The organism is Micromonospora sp. CNZ286 (genome assembly GCF_014207755.1).
On record NZ_JACHIZ010000001.1, the window covers coordinates 310,359 to 325,085 of the forward strand.

A 14,727-nucleotide genomic window follows, 5' to 3' on the forward strand; every position below is an offset into this window, starting at 1 on the left:
CGTACGGTAGGCCGCAAGTGACCCACGGGAGCCCGGTGCGGACCGGGCTGAGAGGGGGGCTGGGAGCCCCCGACCGTCGAACCTGATCCGGGTAATGCCGGCGCAGGGAGGAGCGTTGCCGTGCTGTCCCTGGGACGACTGCATCTCATCACCGACACCCGGCCGGGGCGTGACCCGCTCGCCGTGCTGCGTGCCGCCCTGCCCGTGGCGGGCGCCGAACTCGTCGTGCAGGTGCGCGTGGAGGACGACGCCACCGACCGGGAGGCGTACGAGCTGGCGTGCCGGGTGACCGAGGCGTGCCGGCCGTACGGGGCACAGTGCCTGGTCAACGACCGGCTGCACGTGGCGCTCGCGGTGGACGCCGCCGGGGGCCACGTCGGCGCGGACGATCTGCCGGTCGCAGCCGCGCGCCGGGTGCTCGGCCCGGACGCGGTGCTCGGCGCGACCGCCCGGGAGCCGGTGGGCGCCCGTACGGCCGTGGATGCGGGCGCGAGCTACCTGGGCGTGGGCCCGTGCCACGTCACCACCACCAAGTCCGGCCTGCCGGACCCGATCGGCCCCGAGGGGATACGCGCGGTCGCCGAGGCGGTCAGCGTCCCGGTGATCGCGATCGGTGGGGTGACGGCCGCGAGCGTGTCGGCGCTGCGGGCCGCCGGGGCGTACGGGGTGGCGGTGGTCGGCGCGCTCAGCCTGGCTGCCGATCCCGCGCACGCCACCGCCGAGCTGCTGCGGGCGCTGACGTGTTAAAAGGGGGCCCTTCCTCTACCGGAGGCGTTAACAGGGGGCCCTTCCTTACCGACGTGGCGGTGGTGGGCGCCGGGCCGGTGGGACTCGCGATCGCGTGGCGGTGCGCGCAGCGCGGACTGCGCGTGGTGGTGCACGACGACCGGCCCGGGTCGGGCGCCTCGTCGGTGGCCGCCGGGATGCTGTCGCCGGTCGCGGAGGCGTACTTCGGTGAGCACGAACTCACAGCGCTTCTCGTCGGGTCCGCCGCCCGCTGGCCCGGCTTCGCGGCCGAGCTGACCGAGGCGAGCGGCGTCGACCTCGGCTACCGCACCGAGGGCACGCTCGTGGTCGGGCTCACCGCCGACGACCTGGCCGAGGCGGGGCGGCTGTGGTCGTACCAACGGGGTCTGGGACTGCCGATCACGCCGCTGCGGCCCTCGGAGCTGCGCGACCGCGAGCCGGCGCTGGCACCGCGCGTGCGCGGCGGCGCGGTGGCCCCCGGCGACCACCAAGTGGATCCGCGACGGCTGGTCGCCGCGTTGCGCACTGCTGCGGAACGCGTCGGCGTGGAGCTGCGCCCGGCCCGCGTCGGCGCGCTGTCCGAGGTGGACGCCCGGGTCACTGTGGTCGCGGCCGGCTGCGGCGCGGCGAGCCTGACCGGCCTGCCGGTCCGGCCGGTCAAGGGCCAGGTGCTGCGGCTGCGCGCGCCGGGTGGCGGTCCGCCGGGCTTCCGGCACGTGATCCGGGGGTACGCGGACAGCGAGCCGGTCTACCTGGTGCCCCGGGACAGCGGTGAGGTCGTGGTCGGGGCGACTGTGGAGGAGCGCGCGGACACCGAGGTCACCGCCGGTGGCGTGCTGACACTGCTGCGCGCCGCCGCGGAGCTGGTGCCGGAACTCGTCGAGTACGAGCTGGTGGAGGCCGTCGCCGGGCTGCGCCCCGGTACGCCCGACAACGCGCCGATCATCGGGCCGATCCCCGGGCAGCCGGGCGTGCTCGCGGCGACCGGGCACCACCGGCACGGCATCGTGCTCACCCCGGTCACCGCCGACCTGGTCACCGAGCTGATCGTCACCGGCGAGCCGGATCCCGCGCTCGCCCCCTTCACCCCGGACCGCTTCGGGAAGGAGCGCACGTGGAACTGATCGTCAACGGCACCGGCCGGACGTTGCCCGAGGGCGTCACCGTCGCCGAGGTGGTCCGCACCGTCACCGACCGGAAGCGCGGGCTCGCCGTAGCGGTCAACGGCGAGGTGGTGCCACGCGGCGGCTGGTCGGCGAGCGTGCTGCGCGACGGCGACCGGGTCGAGGTACTCAGCGCCACCCAGGGCGGGTGAGCGGATGTCCACACTGGAGATCGGCGGGGTCGCGTTCGGCTCCCGGCTCATCCTCGGCACCGGCGGCGCGGCCAACCTGCACGTGCTGGAGCAGGCGATCCGCGCCTCCGGCACCGAGCTGGTGACGTTGGCGCTGCGCCGGGTGGACACCACGCCCGGCGGGTCGGGCGGCCTGCTCGACCTGGTGGAGCGCTGCGGCGTACGGCTGCTGCCGAACACGGCCGGCTGCCGCACCGCCGTGGAGGCGGTGAAGACGGCGCACCTGGCCCGGGAGGCGTTCGACACCGACTGGGTGAAGCTGGAGGTGATCGGCGACGAGCGCACGCTCCTGCCCGACGGGGTGGAGCTGCTGCGCGCCGCCGAGGAACTGGTGGCCGACGGGTTCACAGTGCTGCCGTACACCTCGGACGATCCGGTGCTGGCCCGGCGGCTGGCCGACGTGGGCTGCGCGGCGGTGATGCCGGCCGGGTCGCCGATCGGCTCCGGGCTGGGCATCGGCAACCCGCACCACATCCGGCTGATCCGGGCGGCTGTGGACGTGCCGGTGGTGCTCGACGCGGGCATCGGCACCGCCTCCGACGCGGCGCTGGCGATGGAGCTGGGCTGCGACGCGGTGCTGCTGGCCAGTGCCGTGACCCGGGCCGCCGACCCGGTGGCGATGGCCACGGCCATGCGGTACGCGGTCGAGGCCGGCCGCCTGGCGTACGGCGCGGGCCGCATCACCCGCCGCTTCCACGCCTTGCCGTCCACCCCCGACGAGGGACGGCCCGACCTGTGACCGCTCTACGCGTTGCGGATCTTGGTACGGAGGCGCCCGTGGAAGGGCGGCCGCGTACCAGGATCTACACCGGCCCGACCGGGGTCGTGCTGCTCACCGATCGGCGGGTCGCCAAGAGGGCTCTCGTCGACGTGGTCGCGGGGGCCGTCGGCGGGGGAGTGCGCTGGGTGGTGCTGCGGGAGAAGGACCTGCCCCGCGCCGAACGCCTCGCGCTCGCCGTCGAGCTGCGCGCGATCCTCGCCGAGGCGGGCGGCACGCTCGTCGTGGCCGGACCCGATCCGCTCGACGGGGACGCGGTGCACCTGCCCGCCGCCGGCCCGTACCCGCCGCCCGCAGTCGGACTGGTCGGCCGGTCCTGTCACGACACCGCCGAGCTGGCCCGGCTCACCACCGAGCACTACGCCACGCTGTCCCCGGTCTACGAGACAAGAACAAAGCCCGGCTACGGCCCGGCGTTACGGCCGACCGGGTTGCGCGAGCTGATCGCGGCAAGCAAGGTGCCCGTGCTGGCACTGGGCGGCATCGAAACCACAGCCCAGGTCACCGCATGCGTAGAGGCAGGTGCCACCGGAGTAGCAGTCCTGGGCGCCATCATGCGCGCCCCAGACCCCACCGAAACCGCCACCACGCTGGGCAGAGCTTTCGAGGAGGCGGCCACCCGTGTGGCGCGCACCCACCCCGCGCGATCCGACCAAGGCCCGCACGCCGCAGCCCCGACCGCAACCACTGTCGGCCGCAGCCGTCACAGCAACCACCGGAGAAGAGAACCAGTGACGCCGAAAACAGTTCTCAGCATCGCCGGCTCCGACTCCGGGGCAGGAGCGGGCATCCAGGCCGACCTCAAGACGTTCGCCGCGCTCGGGGCGTACGGCACGAGCGTGCTCACCGCCGTCACCGCGCAGAGCACCCGGGGCGTGGACGCCGTCCTGCCGCTGCCGCCGCAGACAGTGCGCGACCAGATGGACAGCGTCCTCGGCGACTTCGACGTGCGCGCCGTGAAGACCGGCATGCTCGGCACCCCCGCGGTCGCCGACGCGGTGGCCGAGGCGGCCCGGGCCGGGCGGCTGCCACACCTGGTCGTCGACCCGGTGCTGGTCGCCACGAGCGGGCACCGGCTCGGCGTGGTGGAGGCGGTCGAGCGGCTGCTGCCGTACGCGGAGGTGGCGACACCGAACTGCGCGGAGGCCGCGGCCCTCACCGGAGGCCCGGTGGGCACCGTCGAGGGGATGGTCGCGGCGGCGGAGGCGCTGGCGGCGCGCGGCCCGGCGTTCGTGGTGGTGACCGGCGGCGACGTGGACGCCGACGGCGAGTCGGTGGACGTGCTCGCCGGCGGCGGGACGACCCGCCTGCTGCGCGCGCCCCGGGTGGACACCCGGCACAACCACGGCACCGGCTGTTCGTTCTCGGCCGCCGTCGCGGTCCGGCTCGCGGCGGGCGACGCGGTGCCGGTCGCGGTGGCGGCCGCCAAGGAGTACGTCACCCGCGCGCTGACCGGCGCGCGGACCTGGGAGCTGGGCGCGGGACGCGGCCCGCTGGACCACTTCGGCTGGTCCGCATGAGCGACAGGGAGGCTGTCATGCAGGCACGTCGCAAGGTGTACGTGGAAGGGTCACGCCCGGACGTCCGGGTGCCGTTCGCCGAGGTGACGCTGACCGGGGACAACCCGCCGGTACGGCTCTACGACACCTCCGGTCCCGGCTCCGACCCGGAGGTGGGGCTGCCCGCGCTGCGTGGTCAGTGGATCGCCGAGCGCGGCGACGTGGCCCCGGTACGCGGCGCCGGCACGCCGCTGGCGGGTGTGGAGGGGAAGCGGCCGACGCAGCTCGCGTACGCCCGGGCCGGGATCGTCACTCCGGAGATGGAGTTCGTGGCGGTCCGGGAGTCGGTGGCGCCGGAGTTCGTCCGGGACGAGATCGCGGCCGGGCGGGCCGTGCTGCCGCTCAACGTCAACCACCCCGAGTGCGAGCCGGCCATTATCGGCAAGGCGTTCCTGGTGAAGGTCAACGCCAACATCGGCACCTCGGCTGTCACCTCGTCGGTGGCCGAGGAGGTGGAGAAGCTGACCTGGGCCACCCGGTGGGGCGCGGACACCGTGATGGACCTGTCCACCGGCAAGCGCATCCACGAGACCCGCGAGGCGATCGTGCGGAACGCGCCGGTGCCGATCGGCACGGTGCCGATCTACCAGGCGCTGGAGAAGGTCGGCGGCGACCCGGTGAAGCTGAGCTGGGAGGTGTTCCGCGAGACCGTCATCGAGCAGGCAGAGCAGGGCGTCGACTACATGACCGTGCACGCCGGGGTACTGCTGCCGTACGTGCCGCTGGCGGTGGACCGGGTCACCGGGATCGTGTCGCGGGGCGGCTCGATCATGGCGGCCTGGTGCCTGGCGCACCACGAGGAGAACTTCCTCTACACGAACTTCCGGGAGCTGTGTTCGCTGCTCGCGAAGTACGACGTCACGTTCTCCCTCGGTGACGGCCTGCGCCCCGGTTCCATCGCGGACGCCAACGACGAGGCGCAGTTCGCCGAGCTGCGCACGCTCGGTGAGCTGACGAAGGTCGCCTGGGAGTACGACGTCCAGGTGATGATCGAAGGCCCCGGGCATGTGCCGATGCACAAGATCAAGGAGAACGTGGACCTCCAGCAGGAGTGGTGCCACGAGGCGCCGTTCTACACGCTCGGCCCGCTGACCACCGACGTCGCGCCCGCGTACGACCACATCACCTCCGCGATCGGCGCGGCGATGATCGGCATGTTCGGCACCGCGATGCTCTGCTACGTCACCCCGAAGGAGCACCTCGGGCTGCCCGACCGCGACGACGTGAAGGCGGGCGTGATCGCGTACAAGATCGCCGCGCACGCGGCCGACCTGGCCAAGGGGCACCCCGGCGCGCAGGCGTGGGACGATGCGCTGTCCAAGGCCCGGTTCGAGTTCCGCTGGGAGGACCAGTTCAACCTGGCGCTGGACCCGGAGACCGCGCGGGCGTACCACGACGCGACTCTGCCCGCCGAGCCGGCGAAGACCGCGCACTTCTGCTCGATGTGCGGGCCGAAGTTCTGCTCCATGAAGATCACGCAGGAGTTGAAGGACTACGCGGCGCGGGGCATGCGCGGCAAGTCGGAGGAGTTCGTCGCCTCCGGGTCACGGGTCTACCTGCCGCTGGCGTGAGCGAGGCCGGGGGCGGGTCGCTTCCGGCCCGCCCCCGGGCCGCCGTTCACTCGCGGTGGTGCCGCCCGGTACGCAGCGAGCGGGCGTCGTCGGCGTTGTCGTCCGAGGCGAGACCGGCGACCCAGTCCACGTACTCGTCGTCGGCCTCGGCACCCGGCTCGGCCGTACGGTCGGCCGGCTCCGGGTCGCCCTTGGCCCGGTTGCGCCGGAACAGGCCGCGCCGGGTCTTCGGCTTCCCGCCGGACGCGTCGGCGTCGTCCGGTTCGGCGTGCCGCCCGCGCCGGGAGTCCGCCTCCGTCTCCGCGGCGGCGGCCTCGGGCAGCGCGGCACCCGCCTCGCCCGGTGCGGCGGTCGCCGCCTCGGGCCGGGCGACAGGTCTCCCCGCCTCCGGCCGGGCGAGCGGCCCCGCCGGGCGGGCGTTCGTGGCGAGCGCGTCCCATCCGGTGCTCGCGCCCGGCTCGGGCAGGCCACGGTGGCGGGGGCGCGGCGCCGGCTCGGCCGGGGCGGACGCCTCCGCGTCGTCCCGGGCCGGTGCGTCCGGTTCGGTGGTGGCGCGGTGCGGGCGGGCCACCGGGGTGATCGGCCAGGCCGGGCGTACCTCGCCGGGCGCTCCGGTGACGTCCTCGAACATCGGGAACCGGGGCCGGGACGACGGGGTCGGCGCCGGGTCGTCGAAGAAGAAATTGCGTCCGGGACGCCCGGTCGGTGCGACATCCCCCGTGGGTGCATCGGTGCGGGGAGCCGGGCTGCTCGGCGTCGTCAGCGGGGCGTCGGCCGGGCTGCTCGGCATCGTCGACCTGGCGTCGGCCTGCTCGATCGGCGGCGTCGGCGCGACGTCGGCCGGGCCGGAGCCGGGGGAGGCCGGGCCGGTGGCACGCGGTCCGGCCTTCGGGGCGCGGGGGCGCCGGGAGCGGGTGGAGCGGCCCGTGGCGCCGGTGTCTCCGGTGGCCTCGGCCGGTGGCGCGGCGGGGGTGTCGCTGTCCGCGTCGGCCGTGACCGGTCCGGCGAGCGCGCCGCTGTCAGTACGCGGGCCGGGAACGTGGCCCTCGGCGGTGCCGCCGGTGGCCGGTGACGTGGCTTCCGAGGTGGTGCCCGCAGCGGCGCTCGGGGAGGCGGCATCCGCTGGGCGGGGTGCTGTGGCGTCGGCGGGTGACGTCGATCCGTCGGTGGTGCCGCTGGACCGGCTGGCGCGGGTACGGCGCGGCCGGGTCACCCGTGGCGTGGTCGCCGCCGCTTCCTGGGGCGGTTCCGGTGCGGCATCGTCAGTGCCGGCTGCCGAGCCGGTGCCTGAGGCGGCCTCGCTGTCCGGGACGCCGGTCGCCTGCCCGGACGTTGCATCGGCAGGTTCGGAACCGGCAACGGCCCGGTCGGCGGTTCCTGCGCGGTCCGTCATGACCGCCTCGCCGGTGCCGCCCGCGTGGGCGGTGCCCATGTCCGTGCCCGGACCCGTGCCCATGTCCGTACCCGGACCCGGGACCGGGTCGGGGCGGCCCGCGGCGAGGACGTCGATGGCCGAGGTCCGGCGCCCCGGGGGCAGCAGACCCGGCATGGGCTGGCCGTGGCCCGTGTCGGCGACGGCCGGGCGCTCACCCGCCGGCCGTTCCGCAACGGCCGGCTGATCGACGGCGGGCAGACCCGCGAGGGCCGGCCGGCCGGCGGCGGGAAGATCGGTACCGGCCGGAGCCGTCGCCGTGGCCGAGCCGCCGGGCTCCGGCCAGTTCCAGTGCGCCGGCGCGGCGGCGCCGCTCGTCACCGGAGGCGCGGGCGGGGCGGCCGGGGCGCCCGGAGTGGACGAGTGCGGCAGCGGCGCGAGGATGTCGGTGGCCTCGACGGCGTCGGGGTCACCGATGGCGGTGACCGGCCGGGGCAGCACTGTGGTGGCGGTCGAGCCGAGCGCACCGGCGATCACGGCGATCAGCGCGCCGTAGTAGGGCGCGACCTGGTAGCGGTCGGTGGCCGAGCCGGGACCGGCGGTCAGGTAGGCGAACGCGACGAGCACCGGGCCGGCCGCCCCGGCCGCGCCGCCCACCAGCGGCGGCCATTCGGCCCGGCGGGCGAGCACGCCGACCGCCCCGCCGGCCAGCAGCGTGAGCACCGGCAGCAGCAGCATGGACAGGCGTTGCGCCGCCTCCGGATCCAGCCAGGAGGGTTCGAGGACGCCGAGCCGTACCGTGGCCAGCGGCCGGCTGGACACGATCGTGGGCGCGACGGAGAGCAGCGCCATCAGCCAGACGATCCCGGCGGTGACCGCCACGCCCCAGCCGAACGGCGGCTTGAGCAGGACGGCGATCGCGGCGCCCGCTCCGACCACCGCGCCGAGGGCGGCGCAGATGCCTGCGGCCCAGACCGGGTCGACGGATCCGCCCAACTCGGCCGCGCGGGCCGGTTGCATGCACAGCGGGGCGACCACCGTCGCGCCCAGCGCGCTGACGCCGGCGATGGAGAGCAGTTCGGTGGTGCCGCCGGGACTGTCGTCGCGGCGGGCGAAGCGCTCGGTGAGGACGGCTCCGGCGACCGTGGCGACAGCGGCGAACCAGCCCACCCAGACGAGCTGGGCGGGCCACCGGTTGACCGAGACGTCCACGAACGCGCCGTCGAGGCGTACGACTCCGAAGCCGTACGCGATCCCCAACTGGCCGGCCCCGGCCAGCACGCTCACCCCGAGCGCCGTGAGCAGCAGCCTGCCCCACGTCCGAAAGGCCATGTCGGGCACGTTACGGCCCGGTGCCCCCGATCGCCACCTTGCCGCCGCGCGGCGCGGCGAACCTGCCGGTGCGGCTACTTCAGCTCGACCAGGCGCGCGAGGTAGGTGGTGTCGCCGACGTTCGTCAGCATGTGCACCGCGCCCGGGTCGCGGTAGACCACGCCGCCGGTCGGCTCGTCGGCGTCGATGGTGGTGCCGTCGATCGTCTGCACCACGTTCTTGGCGCCCTGGATCGCCACCACCAGGTACGGGTGGTCGTGGCGGTGCAGCGGCTGCCGCTCACCCGGCTCCAGCCGGATGTGCCAGACGCGTACGCGGTCGTTCTCGTACACGATCTCCTGGCCCACCGGGCCGAGTTCGAGGTCGGCGGAGAGTTCGGTCATCGTGGTCCGTCCAGTCGGGGGAGCACCTCGGCGGCGATGAGCTCCACGTGGTCGAGGTCGTCGAAGTCGATCAGGCGCAGGTGCACCCGGGTGGCCCCGATCGCGGCGAACTCGCCGATCCGGTCGACCAGCTGGGCGGGGGAGCCGACCACCGGGTCCTCCGGCGGCAGCGCGCTCGTGACGTGCAGCGGCGCGGCCCGGCGCTGCGCCTCGGCGTCGGTGCGTCCGATCGCCACCACGATGCCGGCGGAGAGCGTCAGGGGCGCGCGGCCGGAGGCGTCCCGCCCGGCGCGGTCGCACGCCTCCCGCACCCGCTCGTACGCGGCGGCGGTCTCGGCCACGCTCTTGAACGGCATGTTGAACTCGTCGGCGTAGCGGGCGGCCAGCTCGGGGGTGCGCTTCGGTCCCCGGCCGCCGACGATCACCGGCGGGCCGGGCTGCTGCACCGGCTTGGGCAGCGCGGGCGCGTCGACCAGCCGGTAGTGCTCACCGGTGAAGCTGTACGTCTCGTCGGACGGCGTACGCCACAGCCCGGTGACGATCTCCAACTGCTCGGCCAGCCGGTCGAAGCGCTCGCTGACCGGCGGGAACGGGATGCCGTACGCGGTGTGCTCGCGCTCGTACCATCCGGCGCCGATGCCCAGCTCGACCCGGCCGCCGCTCATCCTGTCGACCTGGGCGACCATGACGGCGAGCGGCCCGGGGAGCCGGAACGTGGCGGACGTGACGAGCGTGCCGAGCCGGATCCGGGAGGTCTCCCGGGCCAGCGCGGCGAGCGTCAGCCAGGCGTCGGTGGGGCCGGGCAGCGCCGGCTCGTCCCCCATGGCCCGGTAGTGGTCGGCCCGGAAGAAGCCCTCGAAGCCGGTCTCCTCGACCAGCCGGGCGAACCGGAGCTGGTCGTCGTAGTCCGCACCGCGGTGGGGTTCGGTGAACACCGAGACCCGCATGGTCACCGGCCTCCCACGGGTACGCCGGGGGCGTCCCGCTCCATCAGCAGTTCGTGCAGCTCGGCGCTGATCCGCGCGACGTCTTCCAGGTGTTCGTGGCGGCCCAGCGTGCGCGGCCGGGGAACGTTCACCTCGACCACCTCGCGGATGCGGCCGGGGCGCGGGCTGAGCACGACGACCCGGTCGGCGAGCAGCACCGCCTCGTCGATCGAGTGGGTGACGAAGACGATCGTCGCCTTCGTCTCCATGTGCACCCGCTGGAGTTCGCCGGAGAGTTCCTCACGGGTGAGCGCGTCGAGCGCGGAGAACGGCTCGTCCATGAGCATCACCCGGGGCGAGCCGATCAGCGACCGGCACAGCGACACGCGCTGCTGCATGCCGCCGGACAGCTCGTGCGGGAGGCGCTTCTCGAAGCCGCCCAGCCCGGCCATCTCCAGCAACTGGCGGGCCCGGTCGCGGTGCTCGGCGCGGCGCCAGCCGAAGATCTCCACCGGCAGCAGCACGTTGTCCAGCACCGAGCGCCAGGGCAGCAGCGCCGGACGCTGGAACAACATCGCCACGTCGCGGCGAGGCTTCGTGATCGGCGTACCGCCCACGGTGATCTCACCGCCGGTGACCGGCAGCAGGCCGGCGATCATGCGCAGCAGCGTGGACTTGCCGCAGCCGGAGCGGCCGAGGACGGCGACGAACTCGCCTTCGGCGACGTCGAGGTCGATGCCGCGCAACGCCTCCACCCGCCCCGAACGGCCGTCGAAGGTGCGGGACACCCCGGACAGTCGGATCATCTTCCGCCGGCTCCCTTCCACGTCGTCCGAACGCGAGCCGGGCTAGCGTAGCGGACCGTGCTTATAGCACCGTCCGGGGTGGACGTCAGTCCGCTTTCCGTCACGCAACTTCGTTTCCGTTCCGCAACCGGGACGGCGGCGGCAGGTCATCTGGCTTCTCGTACGCTGTTGCGCGCGAAGAGTCCCCTCACGACGGTCCAGTCGGCCGAACCCACCTGCCGACCCCGTCGGACCCACGACCCGACCGGCGAAGAAGTCCTGGTCGGAAAGGACATGGTGCACTGATGAGAAGGCTGACCCGTACGGTCGCCGCCGCGGCTATGGCCACCGCCCTCGCCCTGGTGGGCGGCTGCAGCAGCGACTCGGAGAAGTCCGAGAGCGGCGGCGGCAACGGCGCGGCGCTGGAGAAGGTGACGTACCTCACCTCGTTCGGCAACTTCGGGCGTGACTCCTACGCCTGGGTGGCGAAGGACAAGGGCTTCTTCAAGGAGGCCGGTTTCGACGTCGACATCAAGCCCGGTCAGGGCACCGGCTCCGTGATCCAGACCATCACCGGCGGCCAGGCCGACTTCGGCCCGATCGACCTGACCGGTGGCATCCTTCAGCTCGGCAACGGCCAGGCGAAGGACTTCGTGGCGGTGGCCGCGATCCAGCAGCGCACCATGGCCGCCATCGTCACGGTCGAGGGCAAGAACATCGCCACGCCGAAGGACCTCGAAGGCAAGAAGCTCGCGGACACCCCGACGTCCGTCGTGCGCAACCTCTTCCCGACGTACGCCCGGCTCGCCGGCATCGACGGCAGCAAGGTGACCTGGGTCAACGGTGAGGCGCAGGGCCTGATCGGCATGCTCGGCTCGGGCTCGGTGGACGGCATCGGCCAGTTCGTCGTCGGCCAGCCGACGGTGGAGACGGTGACCAAGAAGAAGCCGGTCGTCCTGCCGTACAGCAACGTGATGCAGGACCTCTACGGCAACGCGCTGATCACCTCGTCGAAGATCGCCAAGGAGAAGCCGGAGATGGTGAAGAAGTTCACCGCCGCGCTGCTCAAGGGCCTGGAGTACTCGCTGGCCAACCCGGACGAGGCGGGCGAGATCCTGAAGAAGAACGTGCCGGCCGCCGTCCCGGCTGCGGCGTCCGCCGAGCTTCAGCTGATGGCCGCGTACGTCCGGTCGAGCAACTCCGGCACCGCGATCGGCACGCTGGACAGCGGCCGGGTCGCCAAGAGCATCGCGCTGCTCCAGGGCGCCGGTGCGCTGAAGCAGAACCTGACCCCCGACCAGATCATCGACTTCAACCTCGCGCCGAAGGCCTGACCGGTCCGCTCGGGCCAACGGGGGTGCGACCCGCCGGACACCCCGGTGGGGCGCACCCCCTTCCCGTGCCGGTCACACCGACCGGCGCAGAGAGGAGGACACGTTGACACAGTCGACCGAGGCCCGGCCGGAGGCGCCGCCGCGCCCGGCGGTCCGGCGCGGGATGGCCGTACGCCCGGCGGCGGTCGGATTGCCGGCGCTGGGACTGGTGATCGCGGTGGCGGCCTGGTGGCTGGTCACCTCGGGCCTGAACCTGGTGCACCCGGCCGCGCTGCCCCCGCCGCAGGCGGTGGGGAAGTCCCTCGCCGGCACCACCGAGGTGCTGCTGCCCGCGCTGGGCATCACCACCTGGATGACAGTGTTCGGCTTCCTGCTCTCGTCGGCGGCCGGGGTGCTGATCGGGATGGCGCTGGCCGCCTCCCGCCGGGTGGAGCGGATGTTCGCGCCGCTGCTGGTGGCGGTGAACGCGGTTCCGAAGATCGCGTTCGGGCCGCTGCTCGTGGTCGCGGTGGGCTGGGGGCAGAAACCCATCCTGACCATGGTGTTCCTGCTCTGCTTCTTCCCGATCGTGCTCTCCACCGCCACCGGTCTGACCACCACCCCGGCGGACCTGGCGGAGCTGGGCCGGTCGCTCAACGCCTCGTGGTGGCAGTCGTTCCGCAAGGTGCGCTTCCCGGCGGCGCTGCCGCAGATCTTCGTCGGGCTCAAGGTGGCCATGCCGCTGGCCGCGATCGGCGCGGTGATCGGGGAGTTCTACTCCGACCGTCCGGGTCTGGGTTACCAGATCCTCCAGTACAACGGCGTCGGTGACACCGCGACCGCCTGGGCTGCGATCGTGCTGGTGGCGCTGATGAGCATCGTGCTCTACGCCGTCCTGAGCCTGGTCGAGCGGCTGGCCCTGCCCTGGGTGCGGGCCACCACCTCAGCCCGCTAGCCACTGACCCGAGAACCCGACGTCGACCGAACACCCAGAGGGGAAAGCTCAACCCCACGGGTGGCGGCCGACCAGGACAGTGTGGGCCCCGGCGCAACCGGCGGAGGGATCAAGCCTGACCGCCCGGAGCCGGTTGTGCCGGGGCCCACACCCCACAGCGAGAACCGATCAGCCAGCCAGCCGCCAACGACCACCACGAGCCACCAGCGTCGTCAACGCCTGCGGCATCAACCCGGAGTGGTTGTCCGGCGTCATCCGGATCGGCCCGGACAGCCCGTCGAGCTGCGAGGTCTCCAGCACGTCACGCAGCGCGTCCCGGTCGACCTTGCCCGGATCGCCGCCGGCCCGCTGCTCGGCGTCGGCGATCAGCTGGACCGCGTCCGCCGCGAACGAGGAGAAGCCGTTGTAGCCGCCGAACCGGGCGGTGTAGTCCTGGAACCACTGCCGGCGCGCGGCCTTCGCCGGGGTGGTGGCGATCACGTCGTCGATCACCATGGTCTGGGTGAAGATCAGCGTGGCCTCCTCGGTGGAGCGGGCCGACGGGCCGAGGAAGAGGTCGCCGGCGGCCGTGGCGTCGAAGAACAGCGAGCCGCGGAACTTGCTCTGCCGGGCGGTGGTGGCGGCGAGCGTCGCCTGCTCCGGCGTGGTCCACAGGACCAGGGCCTGCGGCTTGCGGGCGATCAGCTCGTTGATCTGCGTGCCGACCTCGGTGTCGGTGGCGCGCACCGACTCGTTGCCGACCAGCTTGACCGTGGTCTTGCTCAGTTCGCGGCGCAGGGCGGTGAGCCCTTCCTGGCCGTAACCCTCGGCGCTGTGCAGCAAGGCCACCTTGCGGACGCCGCGCCGGTCCAGTTCCGCGGCGAGCGCGGCGGCGCTGTCGGTGGCGTTCGGGGCGAGCTTGAAGACATATCGGCGCTCGGCCACCGGCTCGGTGACCGCGCTCGACGACGCGAGTGCGATCGTCGGAATGCGCTTCTCACCGATCGTGCGGGCCGCGCCGACGGCGCATTCGTTGCAACCGCCCATGATGACGGCGCTCACCCGTGAGTCACCGCTGAAATCATTGATGTTCCGCAAGGATTCCGCGGCGTCCGAGCGGTTGTCCTTGACCCGCAGATCGATCTTCCGGCCGCCCAGTGCGCCGGAGGCGTTCAACTGCTCGACCTTCAGTTCCAGAGCCCGTTGGTAGACCTTGCCGACCGGCGCCGAGGCGCCGGAGAGTTCCAGGTCGGCGGCGATCACGATCGGGCTGGTGTCCTGCGGTTCCCCGCCGATCCCGCAGCCGGTGAGCGTGGTGGCCAGCACGGCCGATGCGAGCGCCGCGATGCGCGCGGAGCGGATGGGGCTCAACTCAGTCCTCCAGGTGCGGCGCGGGCCGACGCCCGATCACCGCCGCTCGTCCGTCCTCAGTGGAGGAACGGGATTGGTTTGCCGTACGGTGTGCGCGAAGCCTGCAAAACCTTGCCAATGCCGGGGCCTGTGGTCAAGCCGGGCCGTCGAGTGCTGTTTCGGGACAGCCATCCCACATGCTGGGGACACGGAACATTAACTGACAATTACTGCACAGATGCGTGTGACCACTCTGGAGTGACATCCCCTGATCAGGGGGTCGGAGAAAAGAAGGTATTAGGTGATCGGATCACGGGTTGCGT

13 protein-coding genes, 1 pseudogene and 1 riboswitch are annotated in these 14,727 nt (G+C 73.3%); of the genes and pseudogenes, 9 read left to right on the forward strand and 5 right to left on the reverse strand.

Features of this window, described 5'->3' with window-relative positions:
• The first annotated feature begins 14 nt into the window (after positions 1–14).
• Positions 15–126: riboswitch (TPP riboswitch) on the forward strand.
• From thiE to thiC, 7 genes and pseudogenes are all read left to right on the forward strand, one after another.
• Positions 121–747, forward strand: coding sequence for a thiamine phosphate synthase (thiE, locus tag FHX31_RS01600; protein WP_184974747.1), 627 nt, complete (start codon positions 121–123; stop codon positions 745–747). It overlaps the preceding riboswitch by 6 nt.
• Positions 741–1,871, forward strand: coding sequence for a glycine oxidase ThiO (thiO, locus tag FHX31_RS01605; protein WP_184974750.1), 1,131 nt, complete (start codon positions 741–743; stop codon positions 1,869–1,871). The genes thiE and thiO overlap by 7 nt, the downstream gene beginning before the upstream one ends.
• On the forward strand, positions 1,862–2,062 hold the full coding sequence (gene thiS / locus FHX31_RS01610) for a sulfur carrier protein ThiS (protein WP_091330789.1): 201 nt from the start codon (positions 1,862–1,864) through the stop codon (positions 2,060–2,062). The genes thiO and thiS overlap by 10 nt, the downstream gene beginning before the upstream one ends.
• A 4-nt stretch (positions 2,063–2,066) precedes the next feature.
• The gene (locus FHX31_RS01615) at positions 2,067–2,840 is read left to right on the forward strand and encodes a thiazole synthase (protein ID WP_091330790.1); all 774 of its coding nucleotides are present in this window, start codon (positions 2,067–2,069) and stop codon (positions 2,838–2,840) included.
• Between the two features lie 62 nt (positions 2,841–2,902).
• A pseudogene (locus FHX31_RS01620) lies at positions 2,903–3,580 on the forward strand (thiamine phosphate synthase); the annotation flags it as partial.
• A 30-nt stretch (positions 3,581–3,610) separates the two neighbouring features.
• Entirely contained in the window at positions 3,611–4,399 is a 789-nt protein-coding gene (thiD, locus tag FHX31_RS01625) for a bifunctional hydroxymethylpyrimidine kinase/phosphomethylpyrimidine kinase (protein ID WP_184977732.1), read from the forward strand.
• Positions 4,400–4,416: 17 nt separating this feature from the next.
• Positions 4,417–6,009 carry a phosphomethylpyrimidine synthase ThiC gene (gene thiC / locus FHX31_RS01630; protein WP_013288597.1) on the forward strand — a complete coding sequence of 531 codons (1,593 nt, stop codon included), beginning with the start codon at positions 4,417–4,419 and terminating at the stop codon, positions 6,007–6,009.
• Between the two features lie 46 nt (positions 6,010–6,055).
• Here the strand turns inward: thiC and FHX31_RS01635 are convergent, their stop codons facing one another.
• The 4 genes from FHX31_RS01635 to FHX31_RS01650 form a co-directional block, all read right to left on the reverse strand.
• Positions 6,056–8,713 carry a hypothetical protein gene (locus tag FHX31_RS01635; RefSeq protein ID WP_184974753.1) on the reverse strand — a complete coding sequence of 886 codons (2,658 nt, stop codon included), beginning with the start codon at positions 8,711–8,713 and terminating at the stop codon, positions 6,056–6,058.
• 74 nt (positions 8,714–8,787) lie between these two features.
• Positions 8,788–9,096, reverse strand: a complete 309-nt coding sequence (locus tag FHX31_RS01640; RefSeq protein WP_013288595.1) for a cupin domain-containing protein — start codon at positions 9,094–9,096, stop codon at positions 8,788–8,790.
• Positions 9,093–10,043, reverse strand: a complete 951-nt coding sequence (locus FHX31_RS01645; protein WP_013288594.1) for an LLM class F420-dependent oxidoreductase — start codon at positions 10,041–10,043, stop codon at positions 9,093–9,095. The genes FHX31_RS01640 and FHX31_RS01645 overlap by 4 nt, the downstream gene beginning before the upstream one ends.
• 2 nt (positions 10,044–10,045) lie before the next feature.
• On the reverse strand, positions 10,046–10,828 hold the full coding sequence (locus tag FHX31_RS01650; RefSeq protein WP_013288593.1) for an ABC transporter ATP-binding protein: 783 nt from the start codon (positions 10,826–10,828) through the stop codon (positions 10,046–10,048).
• 284 nt (positions 10,829–11,112) lie between these two features.
• Here FHX31_RS01650 and FHX31_RS01655 point away from each other — a divergent pair, with 284 nt between their 5' ends.
• Together FHX31_RS01655 and FHX31_RS01660 are read left to right on the forward strand one after the other, a co-directional pair.
• Positions 11,113–12,141, forward strand: coding sequence for an ABC transporter substrate-binding protein (locus FHX31_RS01655; RefSeq protein WP_013288592.1), 1,029 nt, complete (start codon positions 11,113–11,115; stop codon positions 12,139–12,141).
• 163 nt (positions 12,142–12,304) lie between these two features.
• Positions 12,305–13,075, forward strand: a complete 771-nt coding sequence (locus tag FHX31_RS01660) for an ABC transporter permease (protein WP_225319577.1) — start codon at positions 12,305–12,307, stop codon at positions 13,073–13,075.
• Between the two features lie 168 nt (positions 13,076–13,243).
• Here FHX31_RS01660 and FHX31_RS01665 read toward each other — a convergent pair whose 3' ends face one another.
• Positions 13,244–14,425 (reverse strand): ABC transporter substrate-binding protein, encoded by a 1,182-nt coding sequence (locus FHX31_RS01665; RefSeq protein WP_013473675.1) that lies wholly within the window; start codon positions 14,423–14,425, stop codon positions 13,244–13,246.
• Between the last annotated feature and the right edge of the window lie 302 nt (positions 14,426–14,727).

Coding starts and splice junctions, on each gene's coding strand:
- FHX31_RS01615 (WP_091330790.1), top strand. CDS start 2,067: ATGTCCACACTGGAGATCGGCGGGGTCGCGTTCGGCTCCCGGCTCATC.
- thiC (WP_013288597.1), top strand. CDS start 4,417: ATGCAGGCACGTCGCAAGGTGTACGTGGAAGGGTCACGCCCGGACGTC.
- FHX31_RS01635 (WP_184974753.1), bottom strand. CDS start 8,713: ATGGCCTTTCGGACGTGGGGCAGGCTGCTGCTCACGGCGCTCGGGGTG.
- FHX31_RS01640 (WP_013288595.1), bottom strand. CDS start 9,096: ATGACCGAACTCTCCGCCGACCTCGAACTCGGCCCGGTGGGCCAGGAG.
- FHX31_RS01645 (WP_013288594.1), bottom strand. CDS start 10,043: ATGCGGGTCTCGGTGTTCACCGAACCCCACCGCGGTGCGGACTACGAC.
- FHX31_RS01650 (WP_013288593.1), bottom strand. CDS start 10,828: ATGATCCGACTGTCCGGGGTGTCCCGCACCTTCGACGGCCGTTCGGGG.
- FHX31_RS01655 (WP_013288592.1), top strand. CDS start 11,113: ATGAGAAGGCTGACCCGTACGGTCGCCGCCGCGGCTATGGCCACCGCC.
- FHX31_RS01660 (WP_225319577.1), top strand. CDS start 12,305: ATGGCCGTACGCCCGGCGGCGGTCGGATTGCCGGCGCTGGGACTGGTG.